Below are 14,969 nucleotides of genomic sequence, written 5' to 3' on the forward strand. Positions count from 1 at the left end.
AACGCTACTTGCGCTTGTGCATACCGTCTGATCCTGGCATGCCCATTCCCCCCATGCCCCCCATGGCAGGCATAGTCATTTTTTGGAAACCGGCTGGAGGCTCGAAAGTGGAATCGGGGACGGCCCCAAACTTTATGTTCTTCCAGGTTACTGTGGAGGACTTGTCGTCGGGCTGGTAGCGGATGGGGAAATTATCCAGATCTGTGGCTTCCCAAAGATAGCCGGAATCCTCCTTCTTTCCGTTCCTGGTCATGGACATGTGGTACTTCTTGCATGGATGCCCATCTATAGTCTCGTTCCCCAATGGTTCCTTGGTCACCTTGGAGTTGGGGTCGTTCAACTTGGAGTTAATGTCCTGGTGGCTCATGTCCAGCGGCATTTCCATATACATCTTCTCGTTGGCCATGATGGTCCACATCACTTTTTTATCCATCCGGATAATGGAGATCATTTTTTCCCCCTGCTGGGTCATCTCCATCCTTTGCTTGTTGTCGGCCACAGCCATTTTCATCATGAACGTGCCCTGTGCAGTGACGGTTTCCATGTCGGCGGTGTAGCTTTTCATTTTGGCGGCCTGGGCCATGCCAGGGGCCATCAGGATCAAGACCAACAAAGCGAAAACTGCCGTTACTTTCCTTGTCATGCTTTTCCTTTCCTGCTTTGCCAAATAATTCGTAGTAAGCCGGGGTTACCGGTTTGGAGGCAATAATACCAGATAAACCGGGTGACATTGATGTTTGTTCCCTCTATAAACAGCCTCGCGCATTTTTGTTGTTGCGCCAAGGCTTGCCGAGGTTATGGGTGTGATATATGATTGACTCACGGAAAGCAACGCTTTGATACATTCAAGGGGCTTTGGGCTAAATGGGCTCTGAATCGCGTGGTGGCCGCCCGCAAAGACCGCGGGGGATGATGTCCCAGGCCGGCCTTGTCCGGCAGGACATGGTATCGGTGAAAACCGACATGCTCGGGGAAACCTTTTTCGTGCAGATGGACCTGTACGAGACTGCGGACGAAGTGGTGGTTGAGATGGACTTGCCAGGGATGAACGTGGCGGACATCAAGGTTACCAACCAGGGGGACAACCTTTTGGTGGAAGGGGTGAAAAAGGAGTTCAACGAAGCCTGCGACAAGCTCAATTATCTGTGCATGGAGCGTATATTCGGCCCTGTCCGGCGGATATTACAGCTTCCGGCCCCTATTAACCCGGCCTCGATTTCCGCTATTTATAGAAACGGCGTCTTAATCATCCGCGCCCCGAAGCTTTCGGAAAGACGAAGCAGGGTGCGCCAGATTTCCATACAGGGAGAATAAATGGCCAAAGAAGCCGACGACGAGCAGGAGACCATCACCAAGGAACCTCCGGTGGACATCCAGAGCGAGTTCGTAATACCGGACACGCTCCCGCTTCTGCCCGTGCGGGACATTGTTGTGTTCCCCTTCATGATACTTCCGCTGTTCGTGGGACGGGAAAACTCCATCAACGCCGTAAACCAGGCGCTGGCCGGGGACCGGATGATGATGCTGGCCGCCCAGAAAGACGCCGGCGTGGACAACCCCACTCCCGAGGACCTTTACAATATCGGCTCGGTGGTGATGGTCATCCGTATGCTCAAACTTCCCGATGGGCGCATCAAGATACTGGTGCAAGGGCTGGCAAAAGCCAAAATAGTGGAGTTTTTGCAGAAAGAGCCGTTCTACAACGTGAAGATAGAACGGATGGAAGACGAAGAGCTGGAGAAAAAGGAAACAAAGGAAAAGCGGGAGCCGCTGGCTGTGGAAGCGGCCATGCGCAACGTGAGGGCACAGCTGGAACGGGTGATAAACCTCGGCAAACAGATATCCCCGGACATCCTGGTGATAGCCGAAAACCTGGAGGAGCCAGGAAAGCTGGCCGACCTGGTGGCGGCGAACCTGGGGTTGAAAGTGGAAGACGCCCAAATAGCGCTGGAGCTTACGAACCCTCTGGAACGGCTGAAAAAAGTATCGGAAATACTCAACCGCGAAACGGAGCTTCTGAGCATGCAACAGAAGATTCAATCCGCGGCCCAGGAGGAGATGTCCAAGACCCAGCGGGAATATTACCTGCGGGAGCAGTTGAAAGCCATCCAGCGGGAGCTTGGGGATATTGACGAGCGCCAGCAGGAAATAACCGAGTTCCGCGAGAAAATCGAAAAGGCCAAAATGCCCGAGGAGGTGGGGAAGGAAGCCCTAAAGCAGCTGGACAGGCTTGGCAAAATGCACACCGAATCGGCCGAGGCCACCACCGTGCGGACGTATCTTGAGTGGCTCATAGAGGTTCCATGGTCGGTAATGACCACGGACAACCTGGATTTGAAGGCGGCCCAAAAGGTGCTGGACGAGGACCACTACGACCTGGAGAAGGTGAAGGAGAGGATCGTAGAATACCTGGCCGTCTGCAAACTTAAGGAGAAAAACAAAGGCCCGCTCCTTTGCCTTGTGGGGCCGCCGGGGGTGGGAAAAACATCCCTGGGCCAGTCGGTGGCCAGGGCGCTGGGCAGGAAATTCGTGCGGATGTCTTTGGGCGGCGTGCGGGACGAGGCGGAAATACGCGGTCACCGGCGCACATACATAGGCTCCATGCCGGGCCGGATAATACAGGGGTTAAAACAGGCTGGAACCGCCAATCCGGTGTATATGCTGGACGAGATAGACAAGCTGGGCTCCGATTTCCGGGGCGACCCCAGCTCCGCCCTGCTGGAGGTTTTGGACCCGGCGCAGAACCACGCCTTTGTGGACCATTACCTGGGCGTGCCTTTCGACCTGACCAACGTGATGTTCATCACCACCGCAAACATGGTGGACACCATCCCCCCTCCCCTGCTGGACAGGATGGAGGTGATCCGCATCGCAGGTTACACCGAGGATGAGAAACTAAAGATAACGCGCAAATACATAATCCCCCGGCAATTGGGCGAGAACGGCATTTCGGCAAAGCATATAAACATTAGCGACGATGCCATCCGGGGGGTTATCCAGCAATACACCCGCGAGGCGGGCCTGAGGAACCTGGAGCGCAACGTGGCCAACATCTGCCGCAAAGTGGCGAAGGACGTGGCGTCGGGCCAAACCAGGCTTCACAAGGTGTCCCCCAGGGATCTAAGCAAATATCTGGGCATCAGGCTATTCTCCTCGGAAGTTGAACAGGAGAAGAGCATGGTGGGCGTGGCCACCGGCGTGGCGTGGACCCAAACCGGCGGCGAGGTGATGCACGTGGAAGCCACACCCATGAAGGGGAATGGAAAACTGATGCTCACCGGCAAACTGGGCGACGTGATGAAAGAATCGGCCCAGGCGGCGCTAACCTACATCCGGTCGCGGGCGCGCAGGTACGGCATCCCGGAGGATTTCGCGGCCAATACGGACATGCACATACACGTGCCCGCCGGGGCAATTCCCAAAGACGGCCCCTCGGCGGGTATCACCATGGCTTCGGCCATAGTATCGGCGTTGACCGGCATACCGGTCCGAAAGAGCATCACCATGACCGGCGAAATAACCCTTCGCGGGCGGGTTTTGCCCATAGGGGGGCTTAAAGAAAAAGCTCTGGCGGCCAACCGCGCGGGCATAACCGAAATGATAATCCCAGAAGAAAACGAGAAAGACCTGGAGGAGGTTCCGCCCCAAGTCAGGAAGAAGATGAAGTTCCATTTCGCCCGCACGGCGGACCAGGTGGTGGAATGGGCGCTGGCGCAAAAACCGGGGCCCGACAATCCGGCCAACAGGAAGAACGGGAAACCAGTCCCGCAACCCGTGAGGGCTCCATTAAAAACAACAGCGGTCAAAAAATCCGCTTTGAAGAACAAGAAAACGGGAAAGCGGAGATAACAACCGCTTGAGGGATCCCGTTCTTTCGTCTGATTAGGGCGCATTTTTACAATTGGGATGCGCCCTGCATAACCATTCACAGCAGTTCCGTCATGATAAATGCCGGTTTACAGAATAGGAGCGGCAATGAAAAGCGCATGGATATTGGGGGCTTTTATCGCGGGGGCCATACAGGCTTTCGCGGTCCCGGCTTTTGCGGATGGCGATTCGGCCGGGGGCGTTACAGTGGCGGCCGCGGACGCCGGCGACCCAGGTTTCCTCGGCTCCGCCGGTTCGGCTGAAAAGGAAGCCAAGGTGCATGGCCACGAGGAAGGGCTGGTGGAGCGTCCCGGCATTACCGGCAACTGGGGAGGCTTGCGCGACACGCTGGAAGAAAATGGAATCACGATTGAAATGGTATATACCGGCGAACTGGCCAGCAACTTTTCGGGCGGAGCATTGAACCGCACCGGTAGCCTCTACCATGACAATCTCGACATTACCCTTACACTGGACACTGGCGCGGCGGGTCTATGGAGCGGGGGCACGCTCTTCGTGTATGGACTGCGCAATCACGGGGGTGACCCAACGGGTGAAACCATCGGGGACGTACAGGCCGCCAGCAATATTGAAGCCCCAGACCAGTTCATCGTGCACGAGGCCTGGTTTAACCAGGATTTTGCCGACGGGGCGGTATCGCTCCTGGCCGGACTCCATGACCTCAACTCTGAATTTATGGTGACCAACTACGGCTCGCTATTCATAAACTCCTCGTTCGGCATACAGCCGGATATAAGCGGCAACGTGCCGCTTTCCATCTTTCCCCAGGCGGGGCTGGGAGGGCGCCTGCGCATAAAACCGGCCGAAAGCGTGTATCTGCAGGCGGCCGTTTACGATGGCGACCCCTCCACGCGCGAAGTGTATCCTTCCGAAGGTAATTTGATCATCACCGAGGCCGGGCTGGAGACAGACGGAAGCAGTTACAAGATAGGGTACTGGAGCCATTCCGCCGAAAAGGTTTACGGCGAAGAAACCTTTGATGGCGACTTCGGGTATTACGGCATCATAGACCAGGCGCTTGTTGAATTCGACAACGAGGCCCATAGCTCCATCGGGGTATTTCTGCAATATGGATGGGTACCGAGCGACCGGAACGACATAACGGGATATATCGGCGGGGGCGTACATTTACACGGCCTTATCCCCACCCGCGACGTGGACGACCTGGGCTTTGCGGTGGCCCACGCCAATACCCATCTGGACGCCGAAACCGCTTACGAGCTTACCTATCGGCTGGTGGTAGCGCCGTGGCTTAGCGTGCAACCTTCTTTCCAGTGGATTAAAAACCCCGGTGGCGACGCCACGTTTCCCATGGCGCAGGTGGGCTTCCTGCGGTTTGAGGCGCAATTATAGAAGGTGTTGCCCGTTTGTGCTGACAGGCAGATTTAATTCAATGGAACGGCAAACCAACATTGAATCCGCTCCAGAAAACGGGGGGAAGGTCATTAACACTCCAGTTGACGGGGCGCAGTCCACTATGCGCGAGGGGAAGGTCAAAATGAATATGGACAGAAAAAATAAATTTGACAGCCTGCTTATTGATTTATTCAAGATTAAAAATAAAACTCAGTTAGGTAAAACTTTTGAGAATCTTTGCGAATATTATCTCAAAGGTCGTTTTCAATACTTATGGGGTAGTTCAAGCAAACCCCCTAATTCAATCCCCATCACAATTCCTGATAATATCGACATTACCCGAGGAGATACGGGTGTAGATTATTACGCTTGTGGTGAAAATGGAGAGGTATGGGCCATTCAGGTAAAAGCACGTAAAAACAAACTGGTCAAGGGCGATTTGAATTCATTTATTGCAGACACTACAATACGGAAAATAAATAAGTTAATGGTAGTCACGACTTCAAACGGTCTTTCAAGTAATGCTACCAAATATGTTGCCGAACGCCAAATCACGATGGTGTTCGGGAACGACCTCAGGGATTCAAACACCAACTGGCCAGAGTCGCTACGCATCGACCCCATTATTGCCCCACAACGCAAACCTCAAAAGGGCAGTAAGTGGTTGCCATTCGCGGTGGCAAGACAATATGCGCAGGCCCTTCGCCTACGAAACCATAGAGCTTGGCTGACATTCGTAAGGTCAGGGCACAAACGAGAGGATGTCCCTGCAAATCCCCAAGAAACATACGGAAAAAAGAAGGAGTGGACTTCGTGGGGCGATTTCCTGGGGACAGGAAATATACGAAGTGGAAAATGGCTTTGTTATGAGGATGCCAGACAGACAGTTCTGAAGCTTGGACTGAAAAATGATCGCGATTGGAGAGAATGGAGCAAGTCAGGAAAAAGACCAAAAAATATACCTGCAAACCCTGATCAGATCTATGCTCACAAGGGCTGGTGTAGCTGGCCCCATTGGCTTCGAAATGCGGAAAACAAGAGTTTTGTTGACTTCGAAGCGGCTAGAGAGTTCGCCAGGTCTTCTGACATTAACAAAGCAGCCGAGTGGAATAAAATAGCCAAATCCGGAAGTCTTCCGGCAAATATACCCCGTAGCCCTCGGACAGTGTACCTACATAAAGGATGGAAGGGATGGGGGGACTTTCTTGGCTCAGGCGCAACGAGCCCAGCTCAACCGAAAAATTTCGTCTGTTATGAAGAAGCAAGTCAATTTGCACAGTCTCATAAGGTCAAGTCAGCATCAAAATGGCGGATTTTATGCCAATCGGGTGATAGACCTACAAATATCCCCGCCAATCCATCAAAGGTCTATAAAAATGACTGGACTAATTGGGGAAAATTCTTGGGGAAAGATCCCACAAGGCGTGATTTGAAATTGAAGTGGTTGCCATTTAATGAAGCACGGAAAAAAGTATGGGAAATGGGCATGATGAGCAGGGAGCAATGGAGGAGAGAACGTCATAATTTACCAGAAGGAATCCCTCGTAGTCCTGAAGATGCGTATAACAACCAAGGATGGAAGGGATGGGGGGACTGGCTTGGGTTTCGAAGGCCAAAATAAACTTCGTTGTAATCGAGCCTTTCGGGCCTTTGTAATTATTGAGTCAATCCCTTTTTTAGTTGAAACTCCCGGCATGGCCGTCACGCCGCTCTCGCCGCTTTCTTCCCCGCCAGAACCCGTTTCATGATCTCACGCAGTTCCGGCAGGTGTTTATAACCACCCACTTTCTACATCGATGACCATGGATGAGTTTGAGGCTAAACAACGTTCAAGAGGACCTCATTAAAACATGAAACATTTCAACCTCACGCCATATGCGCCTTCAGTTTCCCGTCCTTGCTGAAAAAGCTTAACGCCGCCCGCTGGTCGCCGGTTATCACCACCTGAAGCAGTTTCGCGCCGTCTTTGTCGTACATTATCAGGGCCGGGTCGCCGCTGTCGTCCAGAGACAATTCCACCCGGGTGGAGCCTTTGGCGTCCGTCAGCCGGGCCGAGGGTACGCCATGGTCTTCCAGCGCCAGCTTGGCCCGTTCCCTGCCCCTCCCATCGTACAGACCCACGCCAGGGGAACCATCTTCCCTCAACGCGAAGATGGCCCTGCGCTTGCCGTCTTTGCCGTAAAATCCCATGAACGGCGCGCCGCCTTCCCGCAAGCCGAACACTCCGCGCAGTTTACCTTTTTCATCCACCAGCCGAAACTCGTCGGCGGTTACGATATTCTTGCGATCGCTCATGGGCCATCCTTTCCTTTTCGCGGCGTGAGAGCTTTTACGCCAACCGGGACAATCCGCCCGGCCCCACCATTTTAGTGCAATAAAAAGCCCTTTTTGCGCCCAATCCCGACAATCGGTTATAATAGTGGAAATCCATCTACTGGAGTAAAAACGTAGAATGAAAAGCAAGGCGTTAATTCTTGCCGGGATAATAGCCATATCTTCATTTGCGTGCGCCACCGAGAGACAAGAGCGGTCGGCCATCACGGGCGCGGCGCTTGGCGCGGGCGCTGGGGCCATAATCGGCCACCAGTTCGGCGAAGGCGGCAGAGACACTGGCGCCCTGATAGGCGGCGCATTGGGCGGGGCCACAGGGCTAATGTATGGCCAGGAAGAAGACGCGAGACTGCAACAGCAAAGCGGAGCACCGGGGCCAAGAGGCTACCAAGGCAGGCCTGTTCCGCCAGGTCCAGGCCCCAGGGGGCCACAAGGCGGCGGGGATGATTTCCGGAACCCTTACAGAATGCCCTCTCCCCAGTATTGCCGGGGCCAGTGGGTGTGGGATCCGGGCGCAGGTTACTGGCAGTGCAGGTAAGTTTCATCTATTGACCGCGTCTTACAAAGCAAAGCAGGGGCTTGGGTTTACGCCTTGCCCCTGCGGCTCCTTTAAATGCCTTCCCACGGCGCCATGAAGGGGCTTTCGTTGTGAAAAAAAACCGAGAACTGGCCATAATCCAAAAGGTTGAACGGCTTTTTGGCCCCCAAACGGTCAAACTCAAAAACCTGTCCATCGGCATAGGTGACGATTGCGCCGCGTTCCGCCCACCGCCGGGAAAAGAAGTTCTCGTCACCACCGATTCGCTGGTGGAAAACGTCCATTTCCGCCAAGCGGGCCTGGATAGCCGGTTGTTGGGTATAAAAACCGCCATGGTCAATCTTTCAGACATTGCATCCATGGGCGGAACGCCAAAATACGCACTGCTGTCCATCATTCTGCCCGGTCATTTGGAAGAGCGATGTATAAACCAATTTCTGGCCGGGTTCCGATTTGCGCTGGATAAGTATAACTGCGGGGTTATCGGGGGGAATGTCTCATCTGGTAAAGAGGCTTCTTTCACGGTAACGGCCATTGGCGAGGTGGATAAGCGGCTGACGCTGAAACGAAACGGAGCAAGGGCGGGAGAACACATTTTTATCACCGGAACCCCCGGCGATTCGGCTCTGGGGTTTGAGGTATTAAATCGTAGAGGTAAAACACTGACTAAAGACGAAAAATACCTCGCCCGCCGCCATATGGCCCCCACCGCCCGGGTGGAATGGGGCCAAATAATAGCCAAAGAGCGGCTAGCCTCGGCCATGATAGATGTTTCCGATGGCGTGGGGCTGGACCTTGAACGGATGATGAAAGCTTCCAGCGCAAGGGCCGAGGTTTTTCTGGACAGGTTCCCCATGTCAGCTCCGGCGCGGAGGCTTCTTGAAAAACAAGGCCCTGGGTTGTGGCAAAAAATCCTTTCCGGCGGGGAGGACTATGAGCTTATCTTCACCGTGCCGCAGGGCAGATTGAAAAAAACAGCCCGGCTAATCCGGGAAAAAAGGCTGACAGCCACCTGCATAGGTCAGGTTTTGAATGGAAAACCAGGAGTGGCGTTCTTCGATGGAATGGGGAGAAAAGTGGAGTTAAAAAATAAAGGTTACCTCCATGGATCCATTTGAAATATCCTGAAATAGGCAATCTCAATGGCTAATCAAAATATTTCAACTATATAGGCAATACACATCATATTGTGGTCAAGGTAGCGGTTTGTTCTATATGCAGTCTTTAATCTTTACAGTACCCGGTGGAAGTGGTACCCTTTCCCAAGTTCAAAGGGTCAGGTTTTGCCCAAGCGGAAACGCTGGGCGAACCGGTGGTGAGGGGGGTGAAGGGGTGTTTTCCTCCCCAGGCGCTTCTACGGAACAGCGGATAAATAGGAGGCGGTTGCCCGATGTATTTTAAAAGCATCGAGATGCGCGGGTTCAAATCTTTCGTGGATGAAACCCGGCTGGTGTTCGAGCCCGGAATTACGGTCATCGTGGGCCCCAACGGGTGTGGCAAAAGCAACATAGCCGACGGCATCCGGTGGGTTCTGGGCGAACAGTCCGCCAAGATGATGCGCGGCGTGAAGATGGAGGATTTCATCTTCAACGGCTCTTCCAGCAGGAAAGCCACGGGTTTTGCCGAGGTGAGCCTCACCATATCCAACGCCGACGGGATAATCTCCACCCATCCTTATTCCGAATATAGCGAAGTGACCGTCACCCGCAAGCTTTACCGCACGGGCGAATCGGAGTATTTCATAAACAAGGTTCCTTGCCGTCTGAAAGACATAGTGGACGTTTTCCTGGACACCGGCGTCTCCACCCGGGCGTTTTCGATAATCGAGCAGGGGCAGGTGACCAAACTGATCAACTCCAAGCCGGAGGAGCGGCGGTTCATAATTGAAGAAGCCGCCGGGGTGATGAAATACAAACACCGGCGTAACGCCGCCCTGAACAAACTGGAGGCCAGCCAGCAAAACCTCCTGCGCATCCAGGACATTTTGGGGGAACTGGAGCGCCAGCGGAACTCCCTGCATCGCCAGGCCAAGAAGGCGGAGCGATACAAGGAGTTCAAGACAGAGATAAAAGCCAGCGCCCTGGTGTGTTTCGCTTCGGAATTCCAGGGATATGTGTCGGAGTTGTCGGAAGTGTCTTCCCAGCTTACCGCCGAGCGGGAGAAGGAAGCCATCATTTCTGCGGAGCTTTCCACCCGCCGCAACGATTCGGAGACTTTGGCCGCGCAGATAACCCGGGAAGAAAAATCCCTGTCGGAACTCAGGGAGGAGCGGCAAACCATAACCTCCTCCATCGAGCGCAACGACCATCACCGGGGCTTGCTCTCCCGCCAGTCGGAAGACCTGGCCGCCGCCAATGACAACGCGTTAAGGGAAATCACCCAGCTTGAGGGGGAGGTTGTCACCGTAGATGAAACGTTGACCTTGCGCCACGGCGAGAGGGAAACCATCTCCGGCGAGATCGGCTCCATAGAGGGGCTTTTCTCCGGTTTGAAGGAGACCGCCAACGGAGTGCGTTCCACCCTGGCCTCAAAACAGGAGGAGTTCGGGCGGGCCACTCGCGATTCTTTGAGGATATTAGAAGAGATCGGCAAGAGCCGGGACAGGCTGTCGTCCATCCGGGCGCGGATGGAAATGGCGTCTGGCCAGGTGGAGAGCCTGGCCGCCCGGGAGGGGGAAGCTTCCTCCACCATCGCCGCCATCTCGGCCAAAATAGAGTCTTTAACTGAAGAACTCGGAAAGCTCACCGGGCAGATCACCTCCGGGAAAGAGAACAACGCCGCCATCCGTGAAAAGCTGAAGGCCGCCGAAACAGAATTGAAAGCCGCCGAAGAGCTTGTGCGCTCCGTGGAGAGCGAGTTTACCCGTCAAACCTCCCGGCTCGACTCGTTGAAGGAACTGGACAGGAACCTGGAAGGGTTCGGCGAGGGTGTCCGAAAGCTTATGAAGAAGAAAATGGAGGGTAGCGGCGCCCTCTCCGGGGTGCGTGGATTGCTGGCCGATGGTGTGCGTGTGGCGCCGGAGTTCGAGGCGGCCCTGGGCGCCATTCTTGGCGACAAGCTGGAGGCGGTTATCACGGAGAACTCGTCGTCGGCCCTGTCCGCCATTGGCGAAATGAAAAACACCAATATGGGCCGGGCCAGCTTCCTGGCGCCGGACATATCCCCAGCCTTGGGGGTGGAACCGCATTCTGTCCGGCATCCTTCGTTTGTGGGATGGGCGAAAGACATCGTAACCCTGTCCGCCGGTGTGCCAGCTCAGGTGAATCACATTTTGTCCGGCGTGGCCATCGCCCGGGACCTTGTGGGGGCCATGGAGATTCGCCAGTCCGCTACCGCGCCTATCACCGTTGTAACCCTTGAAGGAGACGTGGTGGAGGCTTCCGGCGTGGTCAGCGGCGGATCGCCCAAGGCCACGGCGGGGGCGGGAATCGTGGCCCGCAAGAGGATGATTGAAGAGCTGGAGGCTTCCATAAGGGAAGTGGAGTCGAAAAAATCCGCCGCTATCGAAAAACGCGCCATGGCGTCGCAGGCCGTGGGCGCGGCGAAAGAAGAGCTTGCCGCTTCCGAAGAGGCTTTGCGGAAACTGGAGATGGGCAATTACGAAGTCTCAAGGGAGCTCCAGCGGGAAGAGGCCGAGAAACGCCGGGCGGAAAGCCAGCTGGCTTCATTGAAAGCTCAAAGGGAGCCGGTATTGGCGGAGCGCGAAAAGCTGTCCGCCAGTGAAGTGGAGATTACCGCCTCCATGGACCAGGTGTCGGCGAAGAAAGACGAGCTGGAAGCGCAGGCCACGGCCTTGCAGGCGGAAATTGAACAGCTCCGCAAGAACCTGGAGGAAACCAGCGCGTCCCTCACCCGTGAAGAGGTGCGGCTTACCGAAGCCCGAGGCAGGCTTAATAACGTACAGGCCGATTTGAAACGGCTTGAAGGCGCCAGGGCCGATCTTGGGAACCGTCTTGCCAGGCTGAAAGACTCCATCGGCGGGTTTGGCGCCAAACAGGAAGAGATAAAACGCTCCATGGACACTCTGTTGAGCGAAAACGCCGACAGTTTGCGGAAGAAAGACAGCCTGACCCAGGAGATAAACCAGATGGCCGAGGCCATCGAGGAGAAAGTGGCCGCCAAAACCGGGCTGGAGCAAACCGCCCGGGAGATGGAACGGGCGCTGGAAGAATGCAGGGGGCTGGTGAACTCGCTGTCCATTCGCAACAGCGAACTGGAGCTGAGGCTGGAGAACGTTATAGAGAAAGCCGACGTGGAGTTTAACATCCCCATAGATGACATGAGGAACACATCGTTGGAGGGGGTGGACCTTGAAGAGGGTACCCGGCGGCTTGCGTTCCTGCGGAGCGAGCTTTCCCGTATTGGGGATGTGAACATGAGCGCACTGGAGGAGTACGAGGAGGTGAACGGCCGGTTCGAGCATATGAAGAACCAGCATGCCGACCTGGTGGCCTCCATCGCCAACCTGCGAAAGACCATAGAGAGCATCAACGAGACCACCGCCGAAATGTTCAACGAGACCTTTAAGGTGGTTTCGGCCAATTTCGAGAACGTGTTCAAACGGCTGTTCGGCGGAGGCCGGGCCGAGATGCGGCTTGTGCAGGAGGAAGGCCAGGCCGAGCCGGGGCTGGAGATATTCGTACAGCCGCCGGGCAAGAAGGTCCAGAACCTCAACCTGCTTTCCGCCGGGGAGAAGGCCATGACGGCCATATCGTTGCTGTTCGCGGTGTTCATGACCAAACCCAGCCCCTTCTGCCTGCTGGACGAAGTGGACGCCCCGCTGGACGAGGCCAACATATTCCGCTTCCGCGACATGCTGATGGAGATGAAGAAGAACACCCAGTTCATCATCATCACCCACAACCAGAAAACCATGAGCTTCGCCGAGCGCATGTACGGCATCACCCAGGAGGAAGAAGGGGTATCTAAAATACTCTCCGTCAACCTGGTGGACCACAGGCCGGAGGAAGAGCTGGAGCTTACCGCGGCGTAGTGTTTCAGACCGGATTTTACAGGGGCGGGCCAATGGTTCGCCCCTTTTTTATGGATATTTAGAATCAGGGGGGGGACTTATACATTGCCGGAGGCCTGGTTTTCTTCCTTCACAGAAATATAAGTTGAGATTGATGTGATATTCAGGCTACAATTTGCCCCTTTTCAATTAGCTGGATTATCTCTCATGGACACGTTACCCAACTGCCCCAAATGCAACTCCGAACTCACCTACGAAGACCGCGGTATGTATATCTGCCCGGAATGCGCTCATGAGTGGCCGAAGGATGACGTCCATGCAGAGCGTTCTGAATCGGCAGAAGTTCGTGATGCGGTGGGAAATGTCCTTAAGGATGGCGATACAGTCACGGTGATCAAGAATCTAAAGGTCAAAGGATCGTCCCTGGTAGTGAAAGTGGGCACAAAGGTCAAAAATATCCGCCTGGTCGAAGGTGATCACGATATCGATTGCAAGATAGATGGCATTGGTTCCATGGGTCTGAAATCGGAGTTTGTGAAAAAGGCGTAAGTGTCTATGGCTCACAGAAATGGGCCAGCATCGCGCCGAACGAATTAGGGTGGCATTCATGAGGTAACCCCATCCCCCCATCATCTGGCGCCATGGTCATTTCATAGCAAAAAACCTGGGTCGCTACCACGGTAAAACGTGGGTTCATCATGCTATGACGCACCCTTGCCCTCCCTTACTTATACCTCCCATCCTCTATCGCTGATTTCGCCCTCTCCACCGCGGCGGATACTGCTTCTTCTTCCGTGGCGTAATCGCCACCGTAAGAGGCGGACATTACTTTGCGTTTGCGCCCTTCACCCGTGGGCCAGGATAGCACCGCCTCGGCCTCAAACCGGCCGGTGTCTTTTTTCCTGGCGCCGGGGAATATCTGGTAGTTTTTATGAATCACAGGTTGCTGGGCCATTTACTTCTCCACTATTCTTCAATTGGACAGTAACTAAGTTTTTGCCAGGATGGCCCAAGGCCAAATGTAACGTATGGCAAAACCGAGGTGTTGCAACAGTTGTTATCCCTCGACAAGCTCGTGATGACAATTATGTAAAGCGCCCGAACAAGCCGGGGATGGCAAATTTGAGCCTCACCCCCCAGCCCGTTTTAACGCGGCTATCGCCGCTTCGTTTTCCTCCTCACCGGCGATGTTCGCGGGGGTTTTCCCTTCGTTGTTTTTCACTTTGGGGTCTGCCCCGGCTTCCAGCAGGGCTATTACGGCTTCCGCGCCATCGGCCTGGGTGGCGTAATGCAGGGCGGTGAAGCCGAACTTGTCCTTGGCGTCCACTTGCGCTCCGCGCTGGATCAACAGGCGGATTATCTGGGCGCCGCCGTTTTGCGCCGCGCCCATAAGCGGGGTGAAATTTTCCACATCGCCGGTGTTCGCCCCGGCGCCCTTGTCCAGCAGGGTTTTTACGAAATCCTCGTCCCCAAACTCCGCCGCGGTCATCAGGGCCGTCAGGCCATCATCATCCCGGGCGGTCACATCGGCCCCGGCCCGCAGAAGCTCCCAGAAAATGTCCTCATCCCCTACCCGGATGGATTTTATAAGCGCGGTTTCCCCGTAAGCCCCGGGTATGTTCGGGTTGGCGCCCCGGTTTAACAGGGCCCTGGCCATCTCCGCCTGCCCCTTTTCCACCGCTGTTGTAAGCGGGGTGCTACCGTTACCCAGCTTCACATTTATATCCACACCCTTTTCCAGCAACCCTAGCGTAGCATCCATATCACCATCGCCAGCGGCTTTTACAAGCCTCATGTCTTTATTGGAGTAAGACATGACGGCCTTGGCGGCCAGCGCCAGGATAACTATCGCCAGAACTACCGTTTCAATTGACATATTCCACC

At 54.9% G+C, this 14,969-nt stretch carries 12 protein-coding genes; 8 read left to right on the plus strand and 4 right to left on the minus strand.

The window, feature by feature from the left end; translation table 11 throughout:
* Nucleotides 1–4: 4 nt before the first annotated feature.
* Nucleotides 5–643 (minus strand): DUF4412 domain-containing protein, encoded by a 639-nt coding sequence (locus HY751_04850; GenBank protein ID MBI4665723.1) that lies wholly within the window; start codon nt 641–643, stop codon nt 5–7.
* Between the two features lie 269 nt (nt 644–912).
* On the opposite strand from HY751_04850, the gene HY751_04855 reads away from it, so the two are divergent.
* The 4 genes from HY751_04855 (at nt 913) to HY751_04870 (ending at nt 6,865) form a co-directional block, all read left to right on the plus strand.
* Nucleotides 913–1,314 (plus strand): Hsp20/alpha crystallin family protein, encoded by a 402-nt coding sequence (locus HY751_04855; protein MBI4665724.1) that lies wholly within the window; start codon nt 913–915, stop codon nt 1,312–1,314.
* Entirely contained in the window at nt 1,315–3,849 is a 2,535-nt protein-coding gene (gene lon, locus HY751_04860) for an endopeptidase La (protein MBI4665725.1), read from the plus strand.
* A gap of 126 nt (nt 3,850–3,975) precedes the next feature.
* Nucleotides 3,976–5,241, plus strand: coding sequence for a carbohydrate porin (locus HY751_04865; GenBank protein MBI4665726.1), 1,266 nt, complete (start codon nt 3,976–3,978; stop codon nt 5,239–5,241).
* 40 nt (nt 5,242–5,281) lie between these two features.
* On the plus strand, nt 5,282–6,865 hold the full coding sequence (locus HY751_04870) for a restriction endonuclease (GenBank protein MBI4665727.1): 1,584 nt from the start codon (nt 5,282–5,284) through the stop codon (nt 6,863–6,865).
* 245 nt (nt 6,866–7,110) lie between these two features.
* On the opposite strand, the gene HY751_04875 is transcribed toward HY751_04870, so the two are convergent.
* Nucleotides 7,111–7,539 (minus strand): hypothetical protein, encoded by a 429-nt coding sequence (locus tag HY751_04875; protein MBI4665728.1) that lies wholly within the window; start codon nt 7,537–7,539, stop codon nt 7,111–7,113.
* A 157-nt stretch (nt 7,540–7,696) separates the two neighbouring features.
* Here HY751_04875 and HY751_04880 point away from each other — a divergent pair, with 157 nt between their 5' ends.
* From HY751_04880 to HY751_04895, 4 genes are all read left to right on the plus strand, one after another.
* Nucleotides 7,697–8,113 carry a glycine zipper 2TM domain-containing protein gene (locus HY751_04880; GenBank protein MBI4665729.1) on the plus strand — a complete coding sequence of 139 codons (417 nt, stop codon included), beginning with the start codon at nt 7,697–7,699 and terminating at the stop codon, nt 8,111–8,113.
* A gap of 110 nt (nt 8,114–8,223) precedes the next feature.
* Nucleotides 8,224–9,231 (plus strand): thiamine-phosphate kinase, encoded by a 1,008-nt coding sequence (gene thiL, locus HY751_04885; GenBank protein ID MBI4665730.1) that lies wholly within the window; start codon nt 8,224–8,226, stop codon nt 9,229–9,231.
* Between the two features lie 272 nt (nt 9,232–9,503).
* Nucleotides 9,504–13,106 (plus strand): chromosome segregation protein SMC, encoded by a 3,603-nt coding sequence (smc, locus tag HY751_04890; GenBank protein ID MBI4665731.1) that lies wholly within the window; start codon nt 9,504–9,506, stop codon nt 13,104–13,106.
* A gap of 186 nt (nt 13,107–13,292) precedes the next feature.
* A complete protein-coding gene (locus HY751_04895; GenBank protein ID MBI4665732.1) occupies nt 13,293–13,634 on the plus strand; it encodes an alkylphosphonate utilization protein in 342 nt (113 codons plus the stop codon).
* Between the two features lie 175 nt (nt 13,635–13,809).
* Here HY751_04895 and HY751_04900 read toward each other — a convergent pair whose 3' ends face one another.
* Complete coding sequence (locus tag HY751_04900; protein MBI4665733.1) at nt 13,810–14,040, minus strand: hypothetical protein; 231 nt, start codon at nt 14,038–14,040, stop codon at nt 13,810–13,812.
* A 174-nt stretch (nt 14,041–14,214) separates the two neighbouring features.
* The gene (locus HY751_04905; GenBank protein ID MBI4665734.1) at nt 14,215–14,961 is read right to left on the minus strand and encodes an ankyrin repeat domain-containing protein; all 747 of its coding nucleotides are present in this window, start codon (nt 14,959–14,961) and stop codon (nt 14,215–14,217) included.
* Nucleotides 14,962–14,969 lie beyond the last annotated feature (8 nt).

The sequence above is a fragment of the Nitrospinota bacterium genome, assembly GCA_016208975.1.
Classification (GTDB): Bacteria; Nitrospinota_A; UBA7883; order UBA7883; family JACRLM01; genus JACQXA01.

Bases quoted from the DNA above. Each gene is read 5' to 3' on its own strand.
- HY751_04855 (MBI4665724.1), top strand. From the start codon at position 913: ATGTCCCAGGCCGGCCTTGTCCGGCAGGACATGGTATCGGTGAAAACC.
- HY751_04895 (MBI4665732.1), top strand. From the start codon at position 13,293: ATGGACACGTTACCCAACTGCCCCAAATGCAACTCCGAACTCACCTAC.
- HY751_04880 (MBI4665729.1), top strand. From the start codon at position 7,697: ATGAAAAGCAAGGCGTTAATTCTTGCCGGGATAATAGCCATATCTTCA.
- smc (MBI4665731.1), top strand. From the start codon at position 9,504: ATGTATTTTAAAAGCATCGAGATGCGCGGGTTCAAATCTTTCGTGGAT.
- HY751_04900 (MBI4665733.1), bottom strand. From the start codon at position 14,040: ATGGCCCAGCAACCTGTGATTCATAAAAACTACCAGATATTCCCCGGC.
- HY751_04905 (MBI4665734.1), bottom strand. From the start codon at position 14,961: ATGTCAATTGAAACGGTAGTTCTGGCGATAGTTATCCTGGCGCTGGCC.
- HY751_04875 (MBI4665728.1), bottom strand. From the start codon at position 7,539: ATGAGCGATCGCAAGAATATCGTAACCGCCGACGAGTTTCGGCTGGTG.
- HY751_04870 (MBI4665727.1), top strand. From the start codon at position 5,282: ATGGAACGGCAAACCAACATTGAATCCGCTCCAGAAAACGGGGGGAAG.
- HY751_04850 (MBI4665723.1), bottom strand. From the start codon at position 643: ATGACAAGGAAAGTAACGGCAGTTTTCGCTTTGTTGGTCTTGATCCTG.
- lon (MBI4665725.1), top strand. From the start codon at position 1,315: ATGGCCAAAGAAGCCGACGACGAGCAGGAGACCATCACCAAGGAACCT.
- HY751_04865 (MBI4665726.1), top strand. From the start codon at position 3,976: ATGAAAAGCGCATGGATATTGGGGGCTTTTATCGCGGGGGCCATACAG.